General features: G+C 70.4%; 22 protein-coding genes. 14 read left to right on the top strand and 8 right to left on the bottom strand.

All coding sequences use genetic code 11. The annotated features are described in order from the left end of the window. Positions 1-12 precede the first annotated feature (12 nt). Positions 13-1,086 (bottom strand): ABC transporter ATP-binding protein, encoded by a 1,074-nt coding sequence (locus ACFSDF_RS16685; protein ID WP_167003709.1) that lies wholly within the window; start codon positions 1,084-1,086, stop codon positions 13-15. A gap of 174 nt (positions 1,087-1,260) precedes the next feature. Between ACFSDF_RS16685 and ACFSDF_RS16680 the strand changes: the two genes are divergently transcribed. The 3 genes from ACFSDF_RS16680 to ACFSDF_RS16670 are packed head-to-tail and all read left to right on the top strand — an operon-like array spanning position 1,261 to position 4,384. Further along, the gene (locus tag ACFSDF_RS16680; protein ID WP_377158370.1) at positions 1,261-1,752 is read left to right on the top strand and encodes a PH domain-containing protein; all 492 of its coding nucleotides are present in this window, start codon (positions 1,261-1,263) and stop codon (positions 1,750-1,752) included. Further along, the gene (locus ACFSDF_RS16675; RefSeq protein ID WP_167003714.1) at positions 1,736-3,151 is read left to right on the top strand and encodes a PH domain-containing protein; all 1,416 of its coding nucleotides are present in this window, start codon (positions 1,736-1,738) and stop codon (positions 3,149-3,151) included. Before ACFSDF_RS16680 ends, ACFSDF_RS16675 begins: the two co-directional genes overlap by 17 nt. Before the next feature lie 27 nt (positions 3,152-3,178). Next, positions 3,179-4,384, top strand: coding sequence for a metal-dependent hydrolase family protein (locus tag ACFSDF_RS16670; RefSeq protein ID WP_167003716.1), 1,206 nt, complete (start codon positions 3,179-3,181; stop codon positions 4,382-4,384). Between the two features lies 1 nt (position 4,385). On the opposite strand, the gene dusB is transcribed toward ACFSDF_RS16670, so the two are convergent. From dusB to ACFSDF_RS16640, 6 genes are all read right to left on the bottom strand, one after another. Beyond that, a complete protein-coding gene (gene dusB, locus ACFSDF_RS16665; RefSeq protein ID WP_377158367.1) occupies positions 4,386-5,528 on the bottom strand; it encodes a tRNA dihydrouridine synthase DusB in 1,143 nt (380 codons plus the stop codon). A 78-nt stretch (positions 5,529-5,606) separates the two neighbouring features. Further along, positions 5,607-6,818 (bottom strand): pyridoxal phosphate-dependent aminotransferase, encoded by a 1,212-nt coding sequence (locus ACFSDF_RS16660; protein WP_167003720.1) that lies wholly within the window; start codon positions 6,816-6,818, stop codon positions 5,607-5,609. Positions 6,819-6,840: 22 nt separating this feature from the next. Then, positions 6,841-7,443, bottom strand: a complete 603-nt coding sequence (locus ACFSDF_RS16655) for a hypothetical protein (RefSeq protein ID WP_167003722.1) — start codon at positions 7,441-7,443, stop codon at positions 6,841-6,843. Beyond that, positions 7,440-8,828 carry a glycine--tRNA ligase gene (locus ACFSDF_RS16650; RefSeq protein ID WP_243842973.1) on the bottom strand — a complete coding sequence of 463 codons (1,389 nt, stop codon included), beginning with the start codon at positions 8,826-8,828 and terminating at the stop codon, positions 7,440-7,442. The genes ACFSDF_RS16655 and ACFSDF_RS16650 overlap by 4 nt, the downstream gene beginning before the upstream one ends. Positions 8,829-9,024: 196 nt before the next feature. Continuing rightward, on the bottom strand, positions 9,025-10,017 hold the full coding sequence (locus tag ACFSDF_RS16645; protein WP_167003724.1) for an aldo/keto reductase: 993 nt from the start codon (positions 10,015-10,017) through the stop codon (positions 9,025-9,027). A gap of 39 nt (positions 10,018-10,056) precedes the next feature. Next, positions 10,057-10,371, bottom strand: coding sequence for an antibiotic biosynthesis monooxygenase family protein (locus ACFSDF_RS16640; protein ID WP_167003726.1), 315 nt, complete (start codon positions 10,369-10,371; stop codon positions 10,057-10,059). 47 nt (positions 10,372-10,418) lie between these two features. On the opposite strand from ACFSDF_RS16640, the gene ACFSDF_RS16635 reads away from it, so the two are divergent. From ACFSDF_RS16635 to ACFSDF_RS16600, 8 genes are all read left to right on the top strand, one after another. After that, positions 10,419-10,682, top strand: coding sequence for a hypothetical protein (locus ACFSDF_RS16635; RefSeq protein WP_167003727.1), 264 nt, complete (start codon positions 10,419-10,421; stop codon positions 10,680-10,682). A 100-nt stretch (positions 10,683-10,782) separates the two neighbouring features. After that, on the top strand, positions 10,783-11,760 hold the full coding sequence (locus ACFSDF_RS16630) for a metal ABC transporter substrate-binding protein (protein ID WP_167003729.1): 978 nt from the start codon (positions 10,783-10,785) through the stop codon (positions 11,758-11,760). Further along, positions 11,757-12,542: a metal ABC transporter ATP-binding protein gene (locus ACFSDF_RS16625; protein WP_167003731.1), complete on the top strand. Its 786-nt coding sequence runs from the start codon at positions 11,757-11,759 to the stop codon at positions 12,540-12,542. Before ACFSDF_RS16630 ends, ACFSDF_RS16625 begins: the two co-directional genes overlap by 4 nt. Next, a complete protein-coding gene (locus ACFSDF_RS16620; RefSeq protein WP_243842974.1) occupies positions 12,530-13,393 on the top strand; it encodes a metal ABC transporter permease in 864 nt (287 codons plus the stop codon). Before ACFSDF_RS16625 ends, ACFSDF_RS16620 begins: the two co-directional genes overlap by 13 nt. Next, entirely contained in the window at positions 13,390-13,782 is a 393-nt protein-coding gene (locus tag ACFSDF_RS16615; protein ID WP_167003733.1) for a Fur family transcriptional regulator, read from the top strand. The genes ACFSDF_RS16620 and ACFSDF_RS16615 overlap by 4 nt, the downstream gene beginning before the upstream one ends. Then, positions 13,779-14,654 carry a 3-methyladenine DNA glycosylase gene (locus ACFSDF_RS16610; RefSeq protein ID WP_167003735.1) on the top strand — a complete coding sequence of 292 codons (876 nt, stop codon included), beginning with the start codon at positions 13,779-13,781 and terminating at the stop codon, positions 14,652-14,654. The genes ACFSDF_RS16615 and ACFSDF_RS16610 overlap by 4 nt, the downstream gene beginning before the upstream one ends. Positions 14,655-14,991: 337 nt before the next feature. Further along, the gene (locus tag ACFSDF_RS16605) at positions 14,992-16,167 is read left to right on the top strand and encodes an ROK family transcriptional regulator (RefSeq protein ID WP_243843009.1); all 1,176 of its coding nucleotides are present in this window, start codon (positions 14,992-14,994) and stop codon (positions 16,165-16,167) included. A gap of 138 nt (positions 16,168-16,305) precedes the next feature. After that, positions 16,306-17,604: a C39 family peptidase gene (locus ACFSDF_RS16600; protein ID WP_167003739.1), complete on the top strand. Its 1,299-nt coding sequence runs from the start codon at positions 16,306-16,308 to the stop codon at positions 17,602-17,604. Positions 17,605-17,691: 87 nt separating this feature from the next. Here ACFSDF_RS16600 and cimA read toward each other — a convergent pair whose 3' ends face one another. Further along, entirely contained in the window at positions 17,692-19,296 is a 1,605-nt protein-coding gene (gene cimA, locus ACFSDF_RS16595; RefSeq protein WP_167003741.1) for a citramalate synthase, read from the bottom strand. Positions 19,297-19,479: 183 nt separating this feature from the next. Between cimA and ACFSDF_RS16590 the strand changes: the two genes are divergently transcribed. The 3 genes from ACFSDF_RS16590 to ACFSDF_RS16580 all read left to right on the top strand — a co-directional run bounded on the left by ACFSDF_RS16590 (position 19,480) and on the right by ACFSDF_RS16580 (position 24,023). Beyond that, complete coding sequence (locus ACFSDF_RS16590; RefSeq protein ID WP_167003743.1) at positions 19,480-20,562, top strand: NADP-dependent oxidoreductase; 1,083 nt, start codon at positions 19,480-19,482, stop codon at positions 20,560-20,562. Continuing rightward, positions 20,559-21,248 (top strand): hypothetical protein, encoded by a 690-nt coding sequence (locus ACFSDF_RS16585; RefSeq protein ID WP_167003745.1) that lies wholly within the window; start codon positions 20,559-20,561, stop codon positions 21,246-21,248. The genes ACFSDF_RS16590 and ACFSDF_RS16585 overlap by 4 nt, the downstream gene beginning before the upstream one ends. A gap of 129 nt (positions 21,249-21,377) precedes the next feature. Next, positions 21,378-24,023 carry a beta-glucosidase gene (locus ACFSDF_RS16580; RefSeq protein WP_167003747.1) on the top strand — a complete coding sequence of 882 codons (2,646 nt, stop codon included), beginning with the start codon at positions 21,378-21,380 and terminating at the stop codon, positions 24,021-24,023. Positions 24,024-24,067 lie beyond the last annotated feature (44 nt).

The following is a 24,067-nucleotide window of genomic DNA, read 5'->3' as shown; positions in this document are numbered from 1 at the left end:
GGGACCTCGGCCTCAGCCGAGACGGAGCCCGGTCTCCTTCGAGAAGACGTGCACGCGCTCGGGATCGGCGGTGAGGTTGACGACCTCGCCGATCTGCGGAGGCGTACGCCAGTTGACGCGCGAGACGAGGGTCTGGTCGTTCTCCCCGTGCTTGGTGTGGCCATACGCGAACGCGTCGGAACCCAGCTCCTCGACCACGTCGACCACGGTCGCGATGCCGCGGTCGCCGAGCGTCATGTCCTCCGGGCGGACGCCGAGCGTGACCACCGGGGAGTCTGTCTGCGCGAGCACCTCGCGTGCCACCGGCACCACGGTGTCGCCGACCTTCACGCCACCCGCGGTCACGGGCACGTCGAAGAGGTTCATCGCCGGCGAGCCGAGGAAGCCCGCCACAAAGACGTTGTTCGGCTTGTCGTACGTGGCGCGCGGCGTGTCGATCTGCTGGAGCACGCCGTCCTTCATCACCGCGACGCGGTCACCCAGCGTCATCGCCTCGACCTGGTCGTGCGTGACGTAGACCGTCGTCGTCCCGAGCCGGCGCTGCAGCTGCGCGATCTGGGCGCGGGTCTGGACGCGGAGCTTGGCGTCGAGGTTCGACAGCGGCTCGTCCATGAGGAAGACCTGCGGCGAGCGGACGATAGCGCGGCCCATCGCGACGCGCTGGCGCTGCCCACCGGACAGGGCCTTCGGCTTGCGCGCGAGGTACTCGGTGAGGCCCAGCATCTCGGCCGCCTCCGCGACACGCTGCTTGATCTCCGCCTTCGGGGTGCCGGCGATCTTGAGCGCGAACCCCATGTTCTCGGCGACCGACATGTGCGGGTAGAGCGCGTAGTTCTGGAAGACCATCGCGATGTCGCGCGACTTCGGTGCGAGGTCTGTGACGTCGCGGTCGCCGATGAGGATGCGGCCGGCGTCGACCTCCTCGAGCCCCGCGAGCATCCGCAGCGAGGTGGACTTGCCGCAGCCCGACGGGCCGACGAGGACGAGGAACTCCCCGTCCGCGACCTCGAGCTCGAGCTCGTCGACGGCCGGGCGGTCCTGGCCCGGGAAGATACGGGTCGCCTTCTGGAAGGTGACAGATGCCATGACTGATACATCCCTTCAGCGGCAGGAACGTGCCGCACGATCCGAGTGAAGTGGAGACGACCCGGGTCCGGGTCTGCGCCTATTGTTGCCGAGGAGGACTTATCCGTCCATGGCGTGTGCGGAATCGTGACCGACCCGCACAAGGCTCGGCCGCCGCACGGGTAGTGTCGGCGCGTGGACTCCCTCTTCGACCCGCCTGCAGGTGCGTGGCAGCCGGTCTCGGTCAAGCTCCGTACGCTCCACCGGCTGATGCTCGTCCTCTGGATCACGATCCCCGCCGTGATCGCGTGCGTCGCCGTCGCCCTGCTCCTCCAGTGGTGGTGGCTCGTGGCGCTCATCGCGGTCGCCGCCGTCGCCGGGATCGTCTGGGGTTGGCTCTGGGCGGCACGCAACCAGGCCGCGTGGGGGTTCGCCGAGAACGCCGAGGACCTGTGGGTACGCCACGGTGTCGCGTGGCGGCGGATCGTCGCCGTCCCGTACGGGCGGGTCCAGTACGTCGATGTGACTGCCGGCCCGATCGAGCGCTCCTACGGCATCGCGAAGGTCTCGCTGCACACGGCGTCGTCCCACACCTCGGCGGTGATCCCCGGGGTGACCGCCGACGACGCCGTCCGTCTGCGCGACCGCCTCACCGAGCTGGGCAAGACCCGTGGCTCCGGAATCTGAGCCGCAGGCCGCCCCGTTCGAGCAGCCGCCGGCGGCACAAGGGCAGCGTACGCACCCGGCGAGTGCGTTCGTCCGGGTCTGGATCTGGGTCGCCGCGGGCCTGTTCGCCTTCGGCCGCGACGTCCTCGAGGGCGGCGGCGACCGCAGCCTGCTCTCGGTCCTGTGGGTCGGCCTGGCGCTCGTCGGCGTGGCGGCGCTGCTCGGGGTCGTGTTCGGCTACCTCTCGTGGCGCTTCACCCGCTACTTCATCGACGGCCGTGAGATCCGCATCGAGAGCGGCATCCTGACGCGCAAGTCACGGCGTGCCCCGTACGAGCGCATCCAGTCGGTCGACATCGCCGAGCCCTTCGCCGCCCGGATCTTCCGCCTGTGCGAGCTGCGCATCGAGCTCGCGGGCGGTGACGACTCGCGGCTCTCCCTGCAGTACCTGCGCCACAGCGACGCCGACCGCCTGCGTCACCTCCTGCTCCAGCGCGCATACGAGGCGGGCTCGCAGGCCGTCGGTGCTCCCGCGCCGAGCCAGGCAGCCGAGGGCGAGCCGGGCCAGCCCGACGGCGGCGTCGCGGTGCAAGGATTGCACGTCGATCTCTCACCTCCGATCCTCATCGTCCGCCCGGTGCGGCTGGTGGTGGCGACCCTGCTGTCGGCGGAGTTCCTCACGCCCGCGGCGTTCATGCTCGTCCTGCTCGTCGTCGGCCTCGTGTTCCCCGGGTTCGTGATCGTCGGCCTGCTGCCGTTCCTGTTCTGGGCCGGGCAGGTGATCATGTCGCGCGTGATCGCCCAGTGGGATTTCACGCTGCGACGCGCACCCACCGGGCTCCACGTGACGCGCGGCCTGCTGTCGCGGATCTCGCAGACGATCCCGTACGACCGGGTGCAGGCCGTCGTCGTGCACCAGGCCGCGCTGTGGCGCCCGCTGCACCTCGAGCGCGCCGACGTCACCGTGGCCGGTGCGTCACGCGACACCGACGGCGGAGGCAGCAGCGCGACGCTCGTTCCCGTGGCGACGCCGCAGGAGGTCCGGATGGTGCTGGGCGAGCTGTTCGCCGACGTCGATCCCGAGACGGTCCCGCGGGCTCGCGCTCCGAGACGCTCGCGGCTGTTCGCGCCGATCGGGTGGCGCTTCCGGTCCGCAGGGTCCGACGCGCACGCGTTCGTCGCCGACCGCGGGTGGGTGACGCACCGTACGGACGTCGTCCCGCACGCCAAGACGCAGTCCGTCGTGATCACCCAGGGTCCGCTCCAGCGGTGGCGCGGCGTCGCCGACCTGACCGTGCACACGCCGGACGGCCCGGTCGAGGCGATGGGGCGCTCCCTGGCCTCGGCGGACGTACGCGGGCTGGCCGAGAAGCAGCTGGCCCTGGCGCGCGAGGCACGCGAGGCTCTCGGGGAGAGCTGACGGCCGCCGCCGGTATCGTGCTGCGGTATGAGCGGCAGCCTGGTCCTGCGCAACGGTCGCTTCCGCGATCCCGAGAGCGGCTCGGTCGTCGAGGGCGACCTCCTCGTCGAGAGGGGTGTCATCGAAGAGATCGGGAGCGTCGGGGCGACCGAGGCACCGGCGCTCGACCTCGGCGGAGCCACGGTCGTGCCCGGGTTCTTGGACGCCCACTTCCACGCGTTCAGCACGTGCATGGGTGGGCTCGAGCTCGAACGCCGCGCGCTGAGCTTCGTCGCGATCAATGCGACGAGACGCCTCGGTGCGGCCCTCGCACGCGGGTTCACCACGGTCCGCGACGTGGCCGGCGGTGACGCCGGCCTCGCGCAGGCGCTCGATCAGCAGCTGGTCGCCGCTCCTCGCTACCTTTACAGCGGGCCGGCGCTCAGTCAGACCGGCGGTCACGGCGACCCCCGTCCGGCGGACCTCGACGTGTGCTTCCACGAGGGCCACATGAACGAGATCGTGGACGGGGTCGACGACCTCCGCCGCGCCGTCCGGCGGCGTTTCCAGCAGGGTGCCCACGTCATCAAGATCATGACGTCGGGCGGCGTCGTGTCACCGGTCGACCCGATCCGTATCCCCCAGTACTCGGCGGAGGAGATCGCCGCGGTCGTAGACGAGGCGACCCGTCGCGGCAGCTACGTCGCCGCGCACTCTTACTCGAGCGAGGCCGTCATCCACTCGGTCACCCACGGCGTCCGCTCGATCGAGCACGGCAACCTCATCGACTCCGCCGCGGCACGGACGATGGCCGAGCACGGCGCCTATCTCGTTCCGACCCTGGTCGCGTACGACTCCATGGCCCGACGCGCCGACGAGGTCGGGCTGTCGCCCGTGGGTCGCGCCAAGAACGCCGAGGTGCTCGGCTCGGGCAAGGACGCCATCACGCTGGCCACCGAGGCTGGTGTCCCGGTCGGGTTCGGCAGCGACCTGATGGGCGACCTCGAGAACGACCAGCTGCGCGGTCTGCAGCTGCAGGCCGAGGTGCAGACGCCCGAGGCCCTGCTGCGCTCGCTCACAACGGTCAACGCCGCGCTGTTCCGGCGGCCGGAGCTCGGTCGGCTCGCGGTGGGCTCGCCGGCGGACCTCGTCGCCCTGGCCGCCGACCCGATGGACGACGTCGAAGTGCTGTGGGACGAGTCGCGTCCGCGGACCGTCGTACGGGCCGGTGTCCCGGTGGGCCTCTCCGCCTAGCTCAACCGCCGGAGGTGGCGTCCTCGGCCGCGGCATCGATGCGGCTGACCTCGCGCGAGGTCAACCACCCGTCCGGCAGCGCGACGCGCTTGGGGTTGCCCTGACGGCCGCGTGGCTTGCCGAGCTCACCGATCGGGTACGGCTCGTTGTGATCAAGGTCGGCCAGCAGCGCGTCCAGGTCGGCCAGCGAGCTGATCGTCGCCAGCGCGTGTCGCATCTGCCCACCGGCACGGAAGCCCTTGAGGTACCACGCGACGTGCTTGCGGAACTCGATGCAGCCCCGCTCCTCCCCCATGTCCGCCGCGAGCAGCTCGGCATGCCGGCGCATCCAGGCGGCCACCTCACCGAGGCTCGGCATCGCCGTCTCCTGCTCACCGGCGAACGCGGCCGCCAGGTCGCGGAACAGCCACGGGCGCCCCAGGCAGCCGCGTCCGACCACGACGCCGTCGGCGCCGGTCTGCTCGATCATCGCGAGGGCGTCGGAGGCTTCCCAGATGTCGCCGTTGCCGAGGACGGGGATGTCGACGGCCTGCTTGAGGGTCGCGATCGCATCCCAGTCGGCCTGACCGGAGTAGTGCTGCGCCGCCGTACGCCCGTGCAGCGCGATCGCGGCACACCCCGCGTCCTGCGCGATGCGCCCTGCATCGAGGTACGTGAGGTGGTCGTCGTCGATGCCCTTGCGGGTCTTCATCGTGACCGGGACCCCGTACGGGCTCGCCGCGCGCACCGCCTCGGTGAGGATCTCGCCGAGCAGCGTCGCCTTCCACGGCAGCGCCGCTCCCCCGCCCTTGCGGGTCACCTTCGGGACGGGACAGCCGAAGTTGAGATCGACGTGGCCGACGCCGTGCTCCTCGCAGAGGATCTGCACCGCCTTGCCGATGTAGACGGGGTCGATCCCGTACAGCTGCACCGACCGCACCGTCTCGGCCTCGGCGAAGCTGAGCATCCGCAGGCTGATCGGGTCGCCCTCGACGATCCCGCGCGACGTGATCATCTCGCAGACGTAGAGCCCGGCGCCCTGCTCGGCGCACAGCTGCCGGAACGCCGCGTTGGTGACGCCTGCCATCGGCGCGAGCACGACCGGCGTCGCGACCTCGAGGGTGCCGAGGCGCAGCGGCGGGCGTACGGGGGCGGTGGTGGGCATGGCGTCCATTCTCCCAGGCGCGTGCAACCGCGCGCACAGGCGCCGCGTCGGGGCGTGGCGAGGGCGGCGGCGCGGGACTCAGGCGGCGTACGTCTCCAGGAACGTCGCGATGCGGCCGATCGCGTCCTCGAGGTCCTCCACGCGCGGCAGCGTGACGAGGCGGAAGTGGTCCGGGGTCGGCCAGTTAAAGCCCGTCCCCTGCACGATGAGCAGCTTCTGCTCCCGCAGCAGCTCGTACGCGAACTTCTCGTCGTCGACGATCGGATAGACCTCGGGGTCGAGCCTCGGGAACATGTACAGCGCTCCCTTCGGCTTCACGCAGGTCACCCCCGGGATCGCCGTGAGCAGCTCGTACGCGCGGTTGCGCTGCTCGAGCAGCCGACCGCCCGGCAGCAGCAGGTCGTTGATCGACTGCCGTCCCCCGAGCGCCGTCGCGATCGCGTACTGCGAGGGGACGTTGGGGCACAGCCGCATGTTCGCGAGCATGTTGAGGCCCTCGACGTACGAGCGCGCGTGGTGCTTGGGGCCCGACAGGATCATCCAGCCGCTACGGAAGCCCGCGACCCGGTAGGCCTTGGAGAGGCCGTTGAACGTCACGCACAGGAGGTCCTCGGCGAGCGAGGCCACGCAGGTGTGCTCGGCGTCGTCGTACAGGATCTTGTCGTAGATCTCGTCGGCGTAGACGATCAAGTTGTTCTCGCGCGCCACCTGCACGAGGTCGCGCAGCACCTCGGGCGAGTACACCGCGCCCGTCGGGTTGTTGGGGTTGATGATGACGATCGCCTTCGTCCGGTCGGTGACCTTGGCGCGGACGTCGTCGATGTCGGGGTTCCAGTCGGAAGCCTCGTCGCAGCGGTAGTGCACCGCCGTGCCTCCCGCGAGGCTGACCGCAGCCGTCCACAGCGGGTAGTCCGGCATCGGCACGAGCACCTCGTCGCCGTCGTCGAGCAGCGCCTGCATCGCCATGACGATGAGCTCGGAGACGCCGTTGCCGAGATAGACGTCGTCGACGTCGATGCCGGGCACGCGCTCCTCGTAGTGCTGCACGACCGCGCGGCGCGCCGGCAGCAGCCCCTGCGAGTCGCTGTAGCCCTGGGCCTGGTGGAGGTTGGCGATGATGTCGACGAGGATCTCGTCGGGAGCCTCGAAGCCAAACGGTGCCGGGTTGCCGATGTTGAGCTTGAGGATGCGGTGGCCCTCGTCCTCGAGACGCCTGGCCTCTTCCAGCACCGGACCCCTGATGTCGTACAGGACGTCCGCCAGCTTCGTCGACTGCATCACCTCACGCATGCACCAAGCATGCCAGCGTGACTCAGCTCACGGGCCAGGAGACCGGCTTCGAGAGGTCGTCGGTCCGCAGCTGCACGGAGCTCAGCGTGGCGCCCTGTGGGACGAGCAGCACGAAGCACGCCTTCGCGGTCGCGCCTGCGTCGAACGTCTTCGGCAAAGCACCACCGGGGCAGCGTGTGAACGGCTCCCCCGCGAACGTCGTCGGCGGGAAGAACGTCTTCGTCGAGTCGAACCCGTACACGGGGACCGCCGCGCCGCCGAGCGGGTCGGGGCCGTCGTTACGGAGGTCCAGCGACACGTAGTAGGGCGTTGAGGCCGCGGACGCGGGATCGAGGACGTAGCCCGAGAGGTCGCTCGCCTTGCCCGGCTTCACCGAGGCGACCGTCACAGTGAGCGCACTGGCCGCCTCACCCACCGGATAGCCGACCGTCGCCGGCTTGCCGACCGCGACCTCGGTGCCGGCCTCGGTCAGCGTCACGCCCTCCGGGACGTCGACGGCCGACGTGCCCTCGGACGCGCCCTTCGCAGGCTCCTCGTCGCCGCCGCTGCACCCACCGAGCACGAGTGCCGTCGCACCGGCCAGCGCGACGAACGCCGCGCGCCGGCCCGTACGAGGCGCCCTCATGCGCCGATCAGACGCGTGGCGAGGTAGGCCGTGACCTGGTCAAGGGCCACCCGCTCCTGCGTCATCGTGTCGCGCTCGCGGATCGTCACCGCGTTGTCGTCGAGGGTGTCGAAGTCGACCGTGATGCAGAACGGCGTGCCGATCTCGTCCTGACGGCGGTAGCGGCGGCCGATCGCACCGGCGTCGTCGAAGTCGACGTTCCACGACTGGCGCAGCTCGGCGGCCAGGTCGCGCGCGGCCGGGCTGAGGCGCTCGTTGCGCGACAGCGGAAGCACCGCGGCCTTGATCGGCGCCAAGCGCGGGTCGAGCGCGAGCACCGTGCGCTTGTCGACGCCGCCCTTGGCGTTGGGGGCCTCGTCCTCGCGGTAGGCGTCGACGAGGAACGCCATCAGCGAACGGTTGACGCCGGCTGCGGGCTCGATGACGTACGGGGTCCAGCGCTCGCCGAGCTCCTGGTCGAAGTACGTGAGGTCGTTGCCCGAGTGCTTGGAGTGCGTGCCGAGGTCGAAGTCGGTGCGGTTGGCGACGCCCTCGAGCTCACCCCACTCCGAGCCGGCGAAGCGGAACCGGTACTCGATGTCGACGGTGCGCTTGGAGTAGTGCGAGAGCTTCTCCTGCGGGTGCTCGTACAGACGCAGGTTGTCGGCGGACACACCGAGGTCGGTGTACCAGCGCATGCGCTCGTCGATCCAGTACTGGTGCCACTCCTCGTCGGTGCCGGGCTTGACGAAGAACTCCATCTCCATCTGCTCGAACTCACGGGTGCGGAAGATGAAGTTGCCGGGCGTGATCTCGTTGCGGAAGGACTTGCCCATCTGCGCGATGCCGAACGGCGGCTTCTTGCGCGCGGCGGCCATCACGAGCGCGAAGTTGACGAAGATGCCCTGAGCGGTCTCCGGGCGGAGGTAGTGCATGCCCTCCTCGGAGTCGACCGGGCCGAGGAAGGTCTTGAGCAGGCCAGAGAACTGGCGCGGCTCGGTCCACTGGCCACGCGTGCCGCAGTGCGGGCAGACGACGTCGGACATCGCGACGTCGTCGGGATCGGCGATGCCCTTCTTCTCCGCGTACGCCTCCTGGAGGTGGTCCTGGCGGAAGCGCTTGTGGCAGTGCTGGCACTCGATCAGCGGGTCGGTGAACACGTCGACGTGGCCGGAGGCCTCCCACACCTTGCGGGGCAGGATCACCGAGGAGTCGAGGCCGACGACGTCGTCACGGCGCTGCACCATCGCACGCCACCACTGGCGCTTGATGTTCTCCTTGAGCTCGACGCCCAGCGGACCGTAGTCCCAGGCGGAGCGGGTGCCTCCGTAGATCTCACCGCTGGGGAAGACGAACCCCCGGCGCTTCGAGAGGCTGACGACGTTGTCGATGACGGAGGCAGGCACGAGAGAACTCGCTTTCCGGCTGGGTGTCGGCGGGCATCGGCGGCGCGCCGTGGCGTGCCGCGCCCGAGTGGGTCGGTCCAGGCTACCGGACGCCCTCGGGGGGCAGAGTGACCCCGCGGTTTCGACCCCCGCTGGTCGAGACCCCCCGATGGTCGAGCCTGTCGAGACCCCCCGCTGGTCGAGCCTGTCGAGACCCCTACTCCCGCCCCGCCGACACCCACGTCGGATCAGCCGACCGACCGCCGACGACCGCAGCGGACACCTCGTCCAGCGTCGCCATCGTGTCGGCATCGAGCCGTACGGCCAGCGCGCCGAGGTTCTCATCGACCCGCTCAGCCCTGCGCGTGCCGGGGATCGGCACGACGGGCAGGCCCCACCGCTCTGCCTGCGCGTGGACCCACGCCAACGCCACCTGCGCCGGCGTCGCGCCCATCTCGCCCGCCACCCGGCGTACGGTCTCGACCACGACCTGGTTGGCGTCGAGGTTGCTGGCGTCGAAGCGCGGGAAGGTCCGGCGCATGTCACCCTCGGGGATCGTTGTCCCGACCGAGCCGGCGAGGAAGCCCCGCCCCAGCGGCGAGTACGGGACGAAGCCGACCCCGAGCTCGGCGGCGGCGGGCACGACGTGACGCTCGACGTCGCGACTCCAGATCGACCACTCGCTCTGCACGGCCGCGATCGGGTGCACGGCGTGCGCGCGACGCAGCTCGTCGGCCGTGACCTCCGAGACTCCGAGGTGGCGGACCTTGCCCTCCGCGACGAGCTCGGCCATCGCGCCGACCGTCTCCTCGATCTCGACCTGGGTGTCGATCCGGTGGAGGTAGTACAGGTCGATCACGTCGGTGTCGAGCCGCCGCAGCGACTCCTCGGCGCACTCGCGGACATACGGGGCGTCACCACGCGCGGCACGCTCGCCGACGCGGATGTTGCCGGCGACCCCGAACTTCGTCGCGACCTGCACCTGGCCCGGGCGGCTCGCGAGTAGCCGGCCGACGAGCTCCTCGTTGGTCCCGTTGCCGTACACGTTCGCCGTGTCGACGAACGTGACCCCGACGTCGACGGCGTGCTCCAGCGTCGCGAGGGCGCTCTCGGGGTCGGTTCCGCCGTACACCGTCGTCAGCGCCATCGCGCCGAAACCTTGCGGGCTGGTGCGCAGCCCGTCTCCCAGGATGATGTCGTTCACGCTCATACCGACACCCAAGATGTGACGCCGCTCACCTATTCCCTCTCAACGGCGCGTCGTCGGGTCGTCGTCGACGACATCCTCGTACGCATCGGTGTAGGCGCTCGGCTCCTCCAACGCGTGGGCGTACGGCCGCGCGGCCGCGACTTTGACGTCGTACGAGGACAGCGCACGGCGGTAGGCGCCGACGTTCTCCCACCGGGTGGTGAGCGTCCACAGGGTCGGGTCGTCCAGGTTGCGTCCGGCGAAGCCGTGGACGTAGCCGGGACGAGCGGCGAGCGCGTCGACCACGGCGCGGAGCTCGGCGGCGAAGGTGTCGGCTCGCTCGGAAGGGGCGCGGAAACGCGTGATGACCAGCACGCGCGCAGCCTAGTGGCGCCCCGGGCCCGTACGGCAGGATGGCGGCCATGAGCGATCCGTACGAGCGCATGCTGACGTCTCGCGGCGCGCGCGTCGCCGTCCCGGTCGTGGCGGCCGTGCTGCTCATCACCGGCTTGGCTGCCACGCCGCGGATCGGCATCCCCGCGCTGCTCGTCCTCGTCGCCTTCGTGGGTTGGATGGCATACCGGTCCCCCGACCCGACGTCCGGCCTCGCGCGACTCCGCCTCCTCGTGGTCGGCATCCTCGTCGCCGTGGCCGTCGGGCGCTTCCTCACCGCCGTGCTGGGCTGAGACCGGTCTGTCAGGGGTGATGGCCAGCTCGGCGATCACGATGAGCCATGCCACGGGCAACTGGTTTGAGAATGATTCCCAAATGCAATAATCTGCCGTCATGCCTCGCCCCTCCTCGCTGCGTCGGACTCGGCGCCGCCCCCTGGCCGTGCTCGCCGTCGCCCCGCTCGCCCTCGTCCTCGCGGCCTGCGGCTCCGACGGCGGCGGCTCCGGCGACGCGGTGCGCGTGACCGCTGCGGCGTACCCGTTCGCGTACGCGGCGGAGCGGATCGGGGGCACGATGGTGGACGTGGACAACCTGACCAGCCCCGGCGTCGAGCCTCACGACGCCGAGCTGACTCCACGCCAGCTCGGCGAGATCCGCGACTCCGACCTCGTCGTCTATCTCGACGACTTCCAGCCGCAGGTCAACGACGCGATCGACCAGGCCGAGCTCGACGCCGACGCGCTCCTCGACGTCGCCGACGTGGTCGACCTGCTCGACGCCTCCGACGACGGCCACACGCACATCGAGGGCGAGGAGCCCGGCCACGCCGAGGAGGACCACGACCACAGCGCCACCGACCCGCACGTGTGGCTCGACCCGAAGCGCATGGCGGCGATCGCCGACGCCGTGGCCGACCGCCTCGCCGAGATCGACCCGGACAACGCCGAGGCCTACCGCGAGAACGCCGACGCGTTCGACGCCGAGCTGACCGCGCTCGACACGGACTTTCGTACCGGCCTCGCGCAGTGCGAGACGCGCACGTTCGTCACCAGCCACGCCGCGTTCGGCTATCTCGCCGACGCGTACGACCTCGAGCAGATTGCGATCGCAGGGATCGAGCCCAACACCGAGCCGTCGACCCAGCAGCTCGCCGAGATCATCGAGCTCGTGAAGTCCGAGGGCATCACGACCGTGTTCACCGAGGAGCTCACGAGCCCCCGTACGGCCGACACGATCGCCCGCGAAGCCGGCGTCGCGACCGCAGTCCTCTCCCCGATCGAGGGGCTGAGCGACGCGACCGAAGACGAGACCTACCTCTCGCTCATGCGGCAGAACCTCGCCGCTCTCCAGAAGGCGAGCCGCTGCTCATGACCGACGCTGCACCACTGGCGGTCCACGACCTCCACGTCTCCCTCGCCGGACGCGAGGTGGTCCGCGGAGTGTCGCTGACCGTCGAGCCCGGAGAGTTCGTCGTGCTCCTGGGGAGCAACGGCTCGGGCAAGACGACGCTGATGCGGGCGGCGATGGGCGTGATCCCGGTCGCCGCCGGCGAGGTGCGGTTGTTCGGGACGCCGCTGCGCCGGTTCCGCCAGCACCAGCGCATCGGCTATGTCCCGCAGCGCTCCACTGCTGCCGCCGGCGTGCCGTCGACGGTGCACGAGGTCGTGATGAGCGGCCGTCTCTCGCGCCGACCGGTCGTGGGCCTCGCCTCGCGAGACGACAAGGCCGCCGTCGCCGAGGCCCTCGCGCTCGTCGACCTCGTCGAGTACGCCGGGTCGCCCGCGGCCGAGCTGTCGGGCGGCCAGCAGCAGCGGGTCATGATCGCGCGCGGTCTCGCATCGCGCCCCGACCTGCTCGTGCTGGACGAGCCGACCGCGGGCGTCGACGCACGCAGCCAGGTCGCGCTCGCGGACCTCTTTGCCCGCCTGCTCGGCGAAGGCCGCGCGATCTTCATGGTCGCCCACGAGCTCGGCCCGTTCGAGCCGATGATCGACCGCGCCGTGGTGCTGCGCGACGGACGCGTCGCCTATGACGGCCCGTGCTCGGGCGGCAACCTCGCCGCCGAGGCCGAGCCCCACAACCAGCACCACCCCCACCTCGTGCTCCCTACGCACCACGTGGGCATCGAGGAGTCAGGAGCGTGGCCGACGTGAACGAGATCCTCTCGTACGACTTCATGCAGATGGCGCTGCTCGCTGCGCTGATCACCGGACTGACCGCACCCGCCATCGGGACGTACCTGGTCCAGCGCCGTCTCGCCCTGCTCGGCGACGGCATCGGCCACATCGCCCTCACCGGGGTCGCGGCTGGACTGCTCACCAACACGCAGCCGCTCGTGACCGCCGTGATCGTGAGCATCCTCGGCGCCGTCGCGATCGAGCTCATGCGTACGTACGGCCGCACCAGCGGCGACGTCGCGCTGGCGCTGCTCTTCTACGGCGGGATCGCCGGTGGCGTCATGCTCACGAACCTCGCCGGCGGCTCGGCGGCGACGCTCAACAGATATCTGTTCGGCTCGATCACGACCATCGACAGCACCGACCTCACGATCGTGGTGGTCCTGGGTGCGGTGGTGATGCTGCTGTCCGCGGGCCTGTCGCCGCAGCTGTTCGCCGTGTGCCAGGACGAGGAGCACGCCCGGGTGTCCGGCGTGCCGGTACGGGCGTACGCGCTACTCATCGCCGTGCTCGCGGCCGTCACCGTCACGGTCTCGATGCGCACCGTCGGCCTGCTGCTCGTCTCGGCGCTGATGGTCGTCCCGGTCGCGGCGGCGCAGCAGGTCACCCGCAGCTTCCGTGGCACGTTCGTCCTGGCGATGGTGATCGGCACCTTCGCCGCCGTCGCCGGCGTGCTCGGCAGCTACCAGATCAACACGCAACCGGGCCCGACGATCGTCATCGTGGCGCTCGCGGTGTTCCTCGCGGTGGCGCCTCTCGGCCATCTCGTACGCTCGCACCGACGGCGCGAGACGCCCGTCCCGGTGCCCGTGGAGGAGGCAGCATGACCGAGACCCCCGTCCGTACGACCCGCCAGCGCCGTGCGGTGGCCGCGGTGATGGACGACCTCGACGGCTTCGCGAGCGCCCGCGAGATCCACGACGCGCTGCGCGACCGCGGCGAGTCGGTCGGGCTGTCGACGGTCTACCGCAACCTCCAGGCCCTCGCCGACGCCGACGAGGTCGACCAGCTGCGCAGCGACGACGGCGAGACGCTCTATCGCCGCTGCCGTACCGACCACCACCATCACCACCTCGTGTGCCGCGAGTGCGGACGCACCGCGGAGGTCCAGGGCCCGGCGCTGGAGAGGTGGGTCGAGCAGGTCGGCGCTGAGCACGGCTTCGGCCAGATGTCGCACACCCTCGAGATCTTCGGGACCTGTGACCGGTGTGGATGATCCTCGACGAGGCCGACTGGCGGGCGCGGGCCGACGCGCATCGCGAGCGCGCCGTGCCGTACGTCGCGGGCCGGCTGGCGCGTCGTGGTCGCGGTGAGAAGCATCCGGTCGACGACTTCCTGTTCGAGTACTACGGCTACAAGCCCGCGCGCCTGACTCGCTGGCATCCCGGCGTGGGGGTGCTGCTCGGGGGCGACGCCTCGGAGTACGCGGCGCTCGGGTCGTACCGCACCGTCGACCTCCCCGACGGCCGTACGGCCGTGGGGGCGGACGTGAGCCGCCTCGCGGGCCGCCGCGAGGGCATGGAGTGGATCCGCGGCCTGCTCGCGATGACGGCCGGGCGCACGGCGCGGCTGGACTGCTTCGGGCTGCACGAGTGGGCGATGGTCTATCGGCAGACGCCCCACGAGGTGCGCCACGTGGCATGGCCGCTGCGTCTCGGAGCGGACGGCACCGACGCCGTCGTCGAGTCGCACCAGCTGCGCTGCAGCCACGTTGACGCGTTCCGGTTCTTCACGCCCGACGCGGTGCCGCGCAATGCGCTCGCGCCGAGCCGCGAGACGCAGCGTGCGCTCGAGCAGCCCGGCTGCCTGCACGCCAACATGGACCTCTACAAGTGGGCGATGAAGCTCGTCCCGTACGGCGACTCCGACCTGCTGCTCGACTGCTTCGCGCTGGCCCGCGACGTGCGCGAGCTCGACATGCGCGCGGCGCCGTACGACCTCGCCGCGCTGGGCTACGAGCCCGTACGGATCGAGACGGCGGAGGGCAAGGCCGAGTACGTCCGCCTGCAGCGCGAGCACGCCGAGTGCGCCGCCGCCCTGCGCGTGCGACTCCTCGCGGACTACGACCGCGTCCTGGCCGCCGCCTGACCCCACCCCGCAACGTCATACGAACGGTGGGTCCCGACCCTCAATTCGTATGACGTCCGGGTGGCACCCGCTGACCCCGAGACCGGGCGGGTGGAGAGCCGCCGTCTGCCCTCCACCCGCTCCGTCACCGCCCACGATGCCTGCTCGTACGGGGGTGGCGGAGGGTTGCGCTCACCGTGATCTCAACGCGACACGCGCCTTCTCGGCGTCCGAGACACCTGCACACGACCCTCGTGTCCGGATAAGGTCCTTCTTGTCACCTAACTTTATGCACTTAGTAGTACGTCTTGAAACGGATGCCTTGTCACCCGGGGAGAAGCGAGGGCACGTGAACACCATGACGCAGGACAGCTCAACCGCTGGGCTCGTGCTCCGCACCGTGCTCCACCACGGCGTCGCCTTCCGCGACCAGATCGCTGAGTCCACGGGTCTCAGCGCGGCCACGATCGGCCGTCAGGTCACCTCGCTCGTCCGCCGCGGCCTGCTACGCGAGCGACCCGACTGCACTCGCTCCGGGCACGTCGGTCGCCCGAGCGTCCCCGTCGAGGTCGATGACCGCCTGCTCGCCGCCGGCGCCGTCCACATCGGGCGCCTCGTCACGACCGTCGCGCTCACCGACCTGCGCGGCCACGTGCTCGGCGTCGCCCACCTCCCGACCCGCGGAGGCGACGCCGACCTGGTCAAGGCCGCCGCCCGCCGTCTGATCGGACTGCACGCCGGGATCGGCGGCCGTACGCTCATCACCGCCGCGGTCGTCGCACCGTGGGAAGCTCTCGACCGCTCCCCCGCCGTCGCCGGTCGGACGCTGCGCGACACCACCACACTCCCCACCTCGACCGCCGACCACGTCGCCGCTGTCGCCGCCGCCGACCTCCTCTTCTCCCCCGAGCACGCACACGGGACGTCAACGTACGTCTATGCACGCGAGACCGTCGGCGTCGCGACCGTCCACGACGGGGTCATCCCCTCCAGTGGACGCCGTACGGGCAGCGTCACGCACCTCCCGACGACCTCCGACGCCCCGTGCCCCTGCGGCGCACGGGGCTGCCTCGGCGCCACCGTCGCCACGATCGGCCCGCGGGCTGCGGCCGCCGGTATCGTCGAACGGCCCGACGTCGAGCTGGTCCATGCCGCCGCGCTCGCCGGGGACGTCGACGCGCACGAGCTCCTCATCGACCGCGCCGACCACCTCGGCCGCGCGGTCGCGATCATCCGCGACCTCCTCGACCCCGACCGCGTCGTCCTCGCCGGCCAGGCCTTCACCGCATACCCGGCCGCCGCGTCGGTCGTGCTCGACGCGTTCCGCCGCACGACGGGGCTCGGGCCCGTGCCGATCACGCTGTCGCGGTTCGGCGCCGAGGTCCAGGCAGCAGCAGCCGGGGCGATCGCGCTCGGCCCGGTCTACCGCGACCCGCACGCCGCGCTCGACCGGCACTCGCGACTGGTCCAGCGCACCCGCAACACGCGGCGGTCGCGTTCGGCGTCGACGGTGGTGCGGCTGCAGCCCGCCTGAGAATGCGGCGAGATACGTTCCTCATCTGACGGCACCGACCCCCATCACACCTCCCCGCACCTCTAGCGGAGAGGGCGGTTTCCCTGCCACTCTGGTCGCGCGACAGGATCCTCGCCTTCACGACCCTGAGGAGCGGCCATGTTCCGCAAGACATCGATCGGTATCGCAAGTCTCGCCACCCTGCTCACCCTGACGGCCCCGGCGACCGCCGCGCCGTCATCGGCGCCCGCTGTCGAGCCCGCCACGACCCAGATCACCACCGAGCACTGGGACGGGATCGCCGACTTCCGCGAGGGCAGCTGGGACGGCGTACGCCCCGGCGCCGGCGGGAGCCTGGTCGTCTCGCCCCGTACGACCCAGACCACCACCTACGCCGACCCGCACGGCGACGGCGTCGCCCGGACGTACGAGTACGGCACCTGGACGTCACCCGTCATGACTCCCGGCTACGCGATCGACGAGTCGATCACCTCCTGGAATGCGATCACGCCGACCGGCACCTTCGTCGAGACCACGTTCCGCGGCCAGCGCCCGGATGGCACGTGGACGAAGTGGTACGTCCTGGGGCGCTGGGCCTCGGGCGACGACTTCGAGGGCGGCGACATCCACCGCACCTCGCTCAACGGCCAGGGTGACACCGACGCCACCGTCTACACCGACACGTTCTCGGCACGTACCGGCAAGGAGCCCGTCGCCTACCAGACCCGGGTGACGCTCCTGCGTCCCGAGGGCAGCCACGCGACACCGCGGCTCAACGGCGTCACGACGATGACCAACGAGCTGCTCGGTGGCGACGACGGCGTCACCAGCGACTTCACGCTCGGCCGGCACGTCGAGCTCGACGTGCCGCGGTTCTCGCAGAACATCCACAAGGGCGAGTACCCGGAGTTCGGGGGCGGCGGCCAGGTCTGGTGCTCCCCGACCTCCACGACGATGGTGCAGTACTACTGGGGCAAGAAGCACCAGGTCCCGCGCCACGAGCTGCGCGACATCGTCGCCCCCAACGGCGACCCGCAGGTCGACTACGCGGCGATGATGACGTGGGACTACACGTACGAGGGCGCCGGCAACTGGCCCTTCAACGCCGCGTACGCCCATACGTTCGGCCTTGACACGTTCGTGACGCGGCTGCGGTCGCTCGCGGAGGCCGAGCGGCTCGTTGCCGCCGGGATCCCGGTCATCACGTCACTCTCGTGGGACCTCGACGAGATGCCCGAGGCGGGCTACGAGACCGACGGCCACCTCATGGTCATCATCGGGTTCACCGCCGACGGCGACCCGATCCTCAACGACCCTGCGTCGAACAGCAACGAGGCGGTCCGCAACGTCTACACCCGCGAGAACTTCGAGAAGGTGTGGCAGGACTCGACCGACGGCGTCTCGTACCTGTATCACCCGTCCCACGTGAAGCTCCCCCGCGGCGCCACCAACTGGTGACCTGCTGACGTACGACCCGACAAAAGGACCCGACGCTTCACCCCGGATCTGGGGGTGAAACGTCGGGTCCTTTTGTCGGGTCGTACGTCAGGTCAGGACGCGGCGCAGCCCGTACGTGAACGCGTCGAGCAGCGCCTCCCACGACGCCTCGACGATGTTGTGACCGACGCCGACCGTGGTCCACGTGTCGGTGCCGTCGGTGGTGCCGATGAGCACGCGGATGCCGGCGTCCGTACCGCCGGCCTCGTCGAGGATGCGCACGCGGTAGTCGTTCAGTCCGAACGACGCGACGTCGGGGAACGCCCGCTCGATCGCCTGCCGCAGTGCGTGGTCGAGCGCGGAGACCGGTCCGTTGCCCTCCCCCGTCACGACGTAGCGCTGCCCGCCGGCCACGATCTTGACGGTCGCCTCGGACGGCGCCTCCTCACCGGCGGCGTGGTGCGACTCGGTGATGACCCGCCACGACTCGACGTCGAAGTACGAAGGACGCGCACCCTCAACCATCTCCGCGAGCAGCAGCTCGAACGAGGCGTCGGCCGCCTCGAACGTGTAGCCGGCCTGCTCGCGGACCTTGACGACGTCGGTGACGCGCGAGAGCGTCTCGGTGTCTCCGCTGAGGTCGAAGCCGAGCTCCTTGCCCTTGAGCTCGATCGTCGCCCGCCCGGCCATCTCCGAGACGAGCAGCCGCATGTCGTTGCCGACAAGCTCGGGATCGATGTGCTGGTAGAGGTCGGGGTCGACCCGGATCGCGCTCGCGTGCAGGCCCGCCTTGTGCGCGAACGCAGAGACGCCCGTGTACGGCTGGCGCGCCGCGGGCGGGTAGTTCGTGACCTCCGCGATCGCGTGGCCGATCCGGCTCGCCTCGCGCAGCGCGCCCGCCGGGACGACCTTCTGGCCCAGCTTGAGCTCGAGGTTGGCGACGCAGGTGATGAGGTCGGCATTGCCGGTCCGTTCGCCGTACCCGTTGACGCACCCCTGCAGGTGCGTCGCACCCGCGGCGACCGCGGCGAGCGAGTTGGCGACCGCGCACCCGGTGTCGTTGTGCGCGTGGATGCCGAGCCGCGCGCCGGTCGACGCCGCCACATCACCGACGATCTCGCCGACCCAGTGCGGGAGCATGCCTCCGTTGGTGTCGCACAGCACGACGACCTCCGCGCCCGCCTCCGCGGCCGTACGGACGACCTCCAGCGCGTACGCACGGTTCTGGCGATAGCCGTCGAAGAAGTGCTCGCAGTCGAGGAAGACCCGCTGCCCGTGCGCCCGCAGGTGCGTGACTGTGTCGTGGACCATTGCGAGGTTCTCCTCGAGCGACGTCCGCAGGGCCAGCTCGACGTGTCGGTCGTGACTCTTGGCCACGAGCGTCACCACCGACGCGCCGGACTCTCTCAGCGCGCCGACCAGCGGGTCGTCCGCGGCGGCCACGCCCGCGCGCCGGGTCGCGCCGAACGCCGCCAGGGTCGCGTGCTGCAGTGTCAGCTCCGTACGGGCACGCGCGAAGAAGTCCGTGTCCTTGGGATTGGAGCCCGGCCAGCCGCCCTCGATGTAGCCGACGCCGAGCGCGTCGAGGTGGCGAGCGATCACGAGCTTGTCGGCGACGGAGAGGTTGAGTCCCTCCTGCTGAGCGCCGTCACGCAGCGTCGTGTCGTACACGTGGAAGGTCGGGTCCGCCTCGGTGCGGGTCGGCTCGGTCATCTCGTTCTCCTGCTCGGGTCCGTGTCCGGTGTCTCCTCCCGAGTGGGCAGGTGCGCCCGCCCATAAAAAATGCCCCTCGGAGTACGAGAGGCTGCGCGTCGGACCTGGGAGGTAGGTCAGACGCGCTGTCTAATGAAGAGGCCGGTCACACGAGGCATGAAGCCACTCTAGACTGGCCGGACCATGACTTCCACCACAACCCCTGAGTCCGAGTCCAACCTCACTGTGAGGCTCGCGAGCCGACCGCACGGCGAACCGACGGCCGAGAACTTCGCGCTCGCTCTGGAGTCGACGCCCTCGCCTGGCGAGAACGAGGTGCTCCTGCGGACGATCTACCTCTCCCTCGACCCGTACATGCGGGGCCGAATGTCCGAGGCCGAGTCGTACGCCGAACCCGTCCCGGTCGGCGGCGTGATGGAAGGCGGGACGGTCTGCGAGGTCATCGCCTCGAAGACTGACATGGTCGACGTTGGCGACATCGTCCTCGCCCACACCGGATGGCAGCAGTACGCTGTCGCGTCCGACAAGGCCGTCCGGAGGCTCGACCCGACCCGTGCGCCGATCTCGACCGCTCTCGGCGTGCTCGGGATGCCCGGCTTCACTGCGTACGCGGGGCTGCTGCTGATCGGCGCACCGAGACCATCAGAGACGGTCGTCGTCGCGGCGGCCGCAGGTCCGGTCGGTTCGGCGGTTGGCCAGATCGCGCAGCTCAAGGGCGCTCGCGCCGTCGGCATCGCCGGCGGCCCCGAGAAGGTCGCGTACGTCAAGAACGAGCTGGGCTTCGAGGTGGCGCTCGACCACACCGCCCCCGACTTCGTCGACAGCCTCGCCGCAGCGACACCCGAAGGCATCGACGTCTACTTCGAGAACGTCGGCGGCAAGGTGTTCGACGCGGTGCTTCCCCGCATGAACGAGTTCGGGCGCATCCCCGTGTGCGGTCTGGTCTCGCAGTACAACGCGACCTCGCTGCCCGACGGCCCCGACCGTGTCCCGATGCTGATGAGCCGCATCCTGACCAAGAGCCTGACAGTGCGTGGCTTCATCCAGCGCGAGTTCGTGCGGGCGCACTACCGCGACTTCCTCGAAGACGTGCGCGGCTGGCTGGCCGACGGCAAGATCCGCTACCGCGAGGACGTGGTCGAGGGCCTCGAGAACGCCCCGGCCGCGTTCCTCGGCATGCTGCGCGGCGAGAACTTCGGCAAGCTCGTGGTCCAGGTCGGCGACGACCCCACGACGCCTCCTCCCGCCACGACGGCGTCCTCGTGAGCCGACCCGTGTCCGTGCCGGGGACGGTGTCTGCGCTCTACGTCGTGCTCACCGACGAGCCGCTGGAGTCCGACCTCGCTGATCCCCCGGTCCCGCCCCCGAGCCTGCTGCTCGCGCGCGGGTCGAGCCCGAAAGCCGTGCGCTTCGCCGAGTCGCTCCCGTACGCGACCGCGGTCACGGGCGAGTCGGCACCGGGTGACGCGCTCGAGACGCAACGGCGTACGCAGGCGGCCGCCCGCGCACTCGCCGCCGAGCACGTCGGCGTCGTGATCGACTCGGCGGTGCCCAGGCTGCTCTCGACGGCGCCGCACCCCGACGTCGTCCGCGCCAGCGACTGGTTCGTCCTCGAGCACCCGTCCGACGAGGTGTCGACGACGCACGGCCTCGCGCGGTTCGGACTGCCCGAGCTCGTCGTCTCGGGCATCGAGGCCGGGCGGCTTCCGATGTACGACGCGGTGCTCACCGGCATCGCGCAGCGGATGGTCGAGGAGTGGCCCGACAACGACCCCGTCGGACCGGCGACGATCACGCTCCGCGACGTGGCGAGAGGGTACGGCGACGCCTCGGCCGGCGGGGACGATCCGACCCTGGCGCGCAGTGTCGACGTCACCTTGACGTACGACCCTGACGACGACCTGCTGGTCGTCGCCCTGCACGACGACCCGGCGACCGCCCTCTTCGCCTAGCCCTCGTCGAGCCGGGCTCAGCGTTCACCACGCCGAGACTTCTCCTCCACTCGATGCCGTTTGTGTCCGTTTTGTCCGGGTACGGCGCGCAGGAACCGTGCTCTCGGGTTCCTCAGGAGGAGACATGCCATGAACAGAGCCAAGCTCCGCGGCGCCGCACTCGTCGTCGCGGCAACCACGACCGTCGCACTGGCCTCCACCGGCGCCGCCGCCCCACCGGGTGACGGCGCCGGTGGCGCTCAACGCGAACACTCGTACCGAATCACCGACTGGGACGACTCCCCTGAGGTCGAGCAGCGGGTCGAGGAGATCCTGGCCCAGATGACGACCGAGGAGAAGGCCGACCTCGCGACCGGCGAGCTCAACAACAACTACGGCTTCTTCAACAACGCCATCGCCCGCCTCGACATCCCGGCCTCGACGATGGCGGACGGCCCGCTCGGCGTCCGCATCGCCGACCCGGCCATCGACCGCAGCTCGACCCAGCTCCCCTCGGGCACCGCGCTCGCCGCGACCTTCGACGACGACCTCGCCGAGGAGTGGGGCTCCCTGCTCGGCCAGGAGGCCTTCGACAGCGGACACAACTTCTCGCTCGCGCCATCAGCGGACATCGCCCGTACCCCGTTGTGGGGTCGTGGCTTCGAGGGATTCGGCGAGGACCCGCTGCTCGTCGGCAACCTCGCCGCATCCGTGGTTGCTGGCATCCAGTCGCATCCCGTCGTCGCGACCGCCAAGCACCCGTTCGCCTACAACCAGGAGACGGACCGCTTCAACGTGAACGCCGTGGTCGACGAGCGCGCGCTCCAGGAGATCTATGTGCGCCCGTTCGGGATCGTCCAGCGCGACGGCAAGCCCGGCGCGATGATGTGCTCGTTCAACAAGCTCAACGGCACGTACTCGTGCGAGAACGACGCAATGACGACGATCCTGCAGCAGCAGCTCGGCTTCCGCGGGTTCATCATGAGCGACTACAACGCGACGCCCAGCACCGTGCAGGCCGCCAACGCCGGCCTCGACCAGGAGCAGCCCGGAGACCAGGGCCCGGGCAGCGCCAACTTCGGCGAACGGCTCGTCGCCGCCGTCGCAGCTGGTGAGGTGTCGATGGAACGCCTCGACGACATGGCGCGACGGATCCTGCGCCCGATGATCGGGTTAGGGCTCTTCGACGATCGCCCCGTCGTGACCGAGTGGGACAAGGAGCGCAACAGCGACTTTGCTCGCAAGGTCGCCGCCGAGGGCACGGTCCTGCTGAAGAACCGCGGCGAGGCGCTGCCTCTGACCCGCCGCTCGCGGTCGATCGCCGTCATCGGACCTGACGCGGACAACACGTCGGCACAGGGCGGCGGCTCGTCCCAGATCTCCATGCCGACCGCCTCGGTCAGCCCGCTCGAGGGCATCGAGAACCGGGCGGGATCTGGCGTCGACGTCTCGTACGCAGCAGGGACCGACGGCATCTCCGAAGGAGACCTGTTGCCCGGTCCGGCACCCGTCCCGTCGTCCGTGCTGACACCCGAGGACGGCAGCGGTACGGGGCTGAGCGCCACGTACTGGAGCAACACGACGTTCTCCGGTGCACCACACCTCGTCCAGGATGATCCGAACGCGAACATCAACTTCGGGTTCCAGAACTTCCCGGGGTTCAACGCCGCCTCTCCGAAGATCCCGACGTCACGAGGTGACTTCGGGCTGACCGGCGACCTGTCGGTGCAGTGGCGCGGGACGTTCACCGCGCCGACCGACGGGTTCTACACGCTCGGGCTCACCGCCCGCGGCGATGCGACGCTCACCATCGAAGGCGAGGAGGTCGTCGACCGGAGCGGTGACCTCGGGACGTCCGGCGAGCGGATCTTCTTCGAGGCGGGCGAGCCGCACGCGGTCGCGATCGACTACGCCGCACCGGCGCTCAACAGCTACCAGGGCGGCCAGCTCCGGTTCTGGTGGACCCACGCGGACACGATCACCAGCCCGGCGATGCAGGAGGCGGTCGACACTGCGGACGACGCCGACACGGCCGTCGTGGTGGTGCGCAACTACGAGACCGAGGGCGTCGACCGACCGAACCTCGGCCTCCCGAAGGAGCAGGAGCAGCTGATCCGCAAGGTCGCCGCCGTCAACCCGCGCACGATCGTCGTGATCACGACGGGCTCTCCGACGACCGTCGCGTCCTGGCAGCGCGGGGTCCGGGGCATCCTTCAGGCCTGGTACCCGGGGCAGGAGCAGGGCAACGCGATCGCCGACGTGCTCTTCGGCGACGTCAACCCGTCCGGCCGCCTGCCGGTCACCGTGCCACGCAACGAAGATCAGGTCCCGACGCCCAACGAGGGCACCGAGGTGTACGACGAGGGCATCTTCGTCGGCTACCGGGGATTTCTCGAGAACCGGGTCGAGCCCTCGTACGCGTTCGGGTACGGGCTGTCGTACACACAGTTCCGCTTCTCACGAGCGCAGGTCGTCAAGGGCAACCGCGGCGGCAAGAAGGTGTCGGTGCGCGTCCGCGTCACCAACACCGGCAACCGCCGCGGCACCGCCGTGCCGCAGGTGTACGTCGGGCGCCTGCCCGGCGTCGAGTCGCCGCCGCGACAGCTCGCCGGGTACGAGCGCGTGACACTCGCGCCCCGTCGCTCCAAGACGATCACGATCAAGGTGCCGAAGGAGTCCCTGTCGTACTGGGACGAGGACACCCACGGCTGGGTGACGCCTGAGGGCAACACCGCCGTGTACGTCGGGTCGTCGTCGGCAGACAACCGAAGGATCGGAAAGGTCCGCGTGCGCTGAGCGACCACGTGGGGCGTCGCGCTACGCCGCGGCGCCCCACGCCA

This window comes from Mumia zhuanghuii (assembly GCF_042681565.1).
Classification (GTDB): domain Bacteria; phylum Actinomycetota; class Actinomycetes; order Propionibacteriales; family Nocardioidaceae; genus Mumia.
This window is presented reverse-complemented; position numbering and strand designations above follow the sequence as displayed.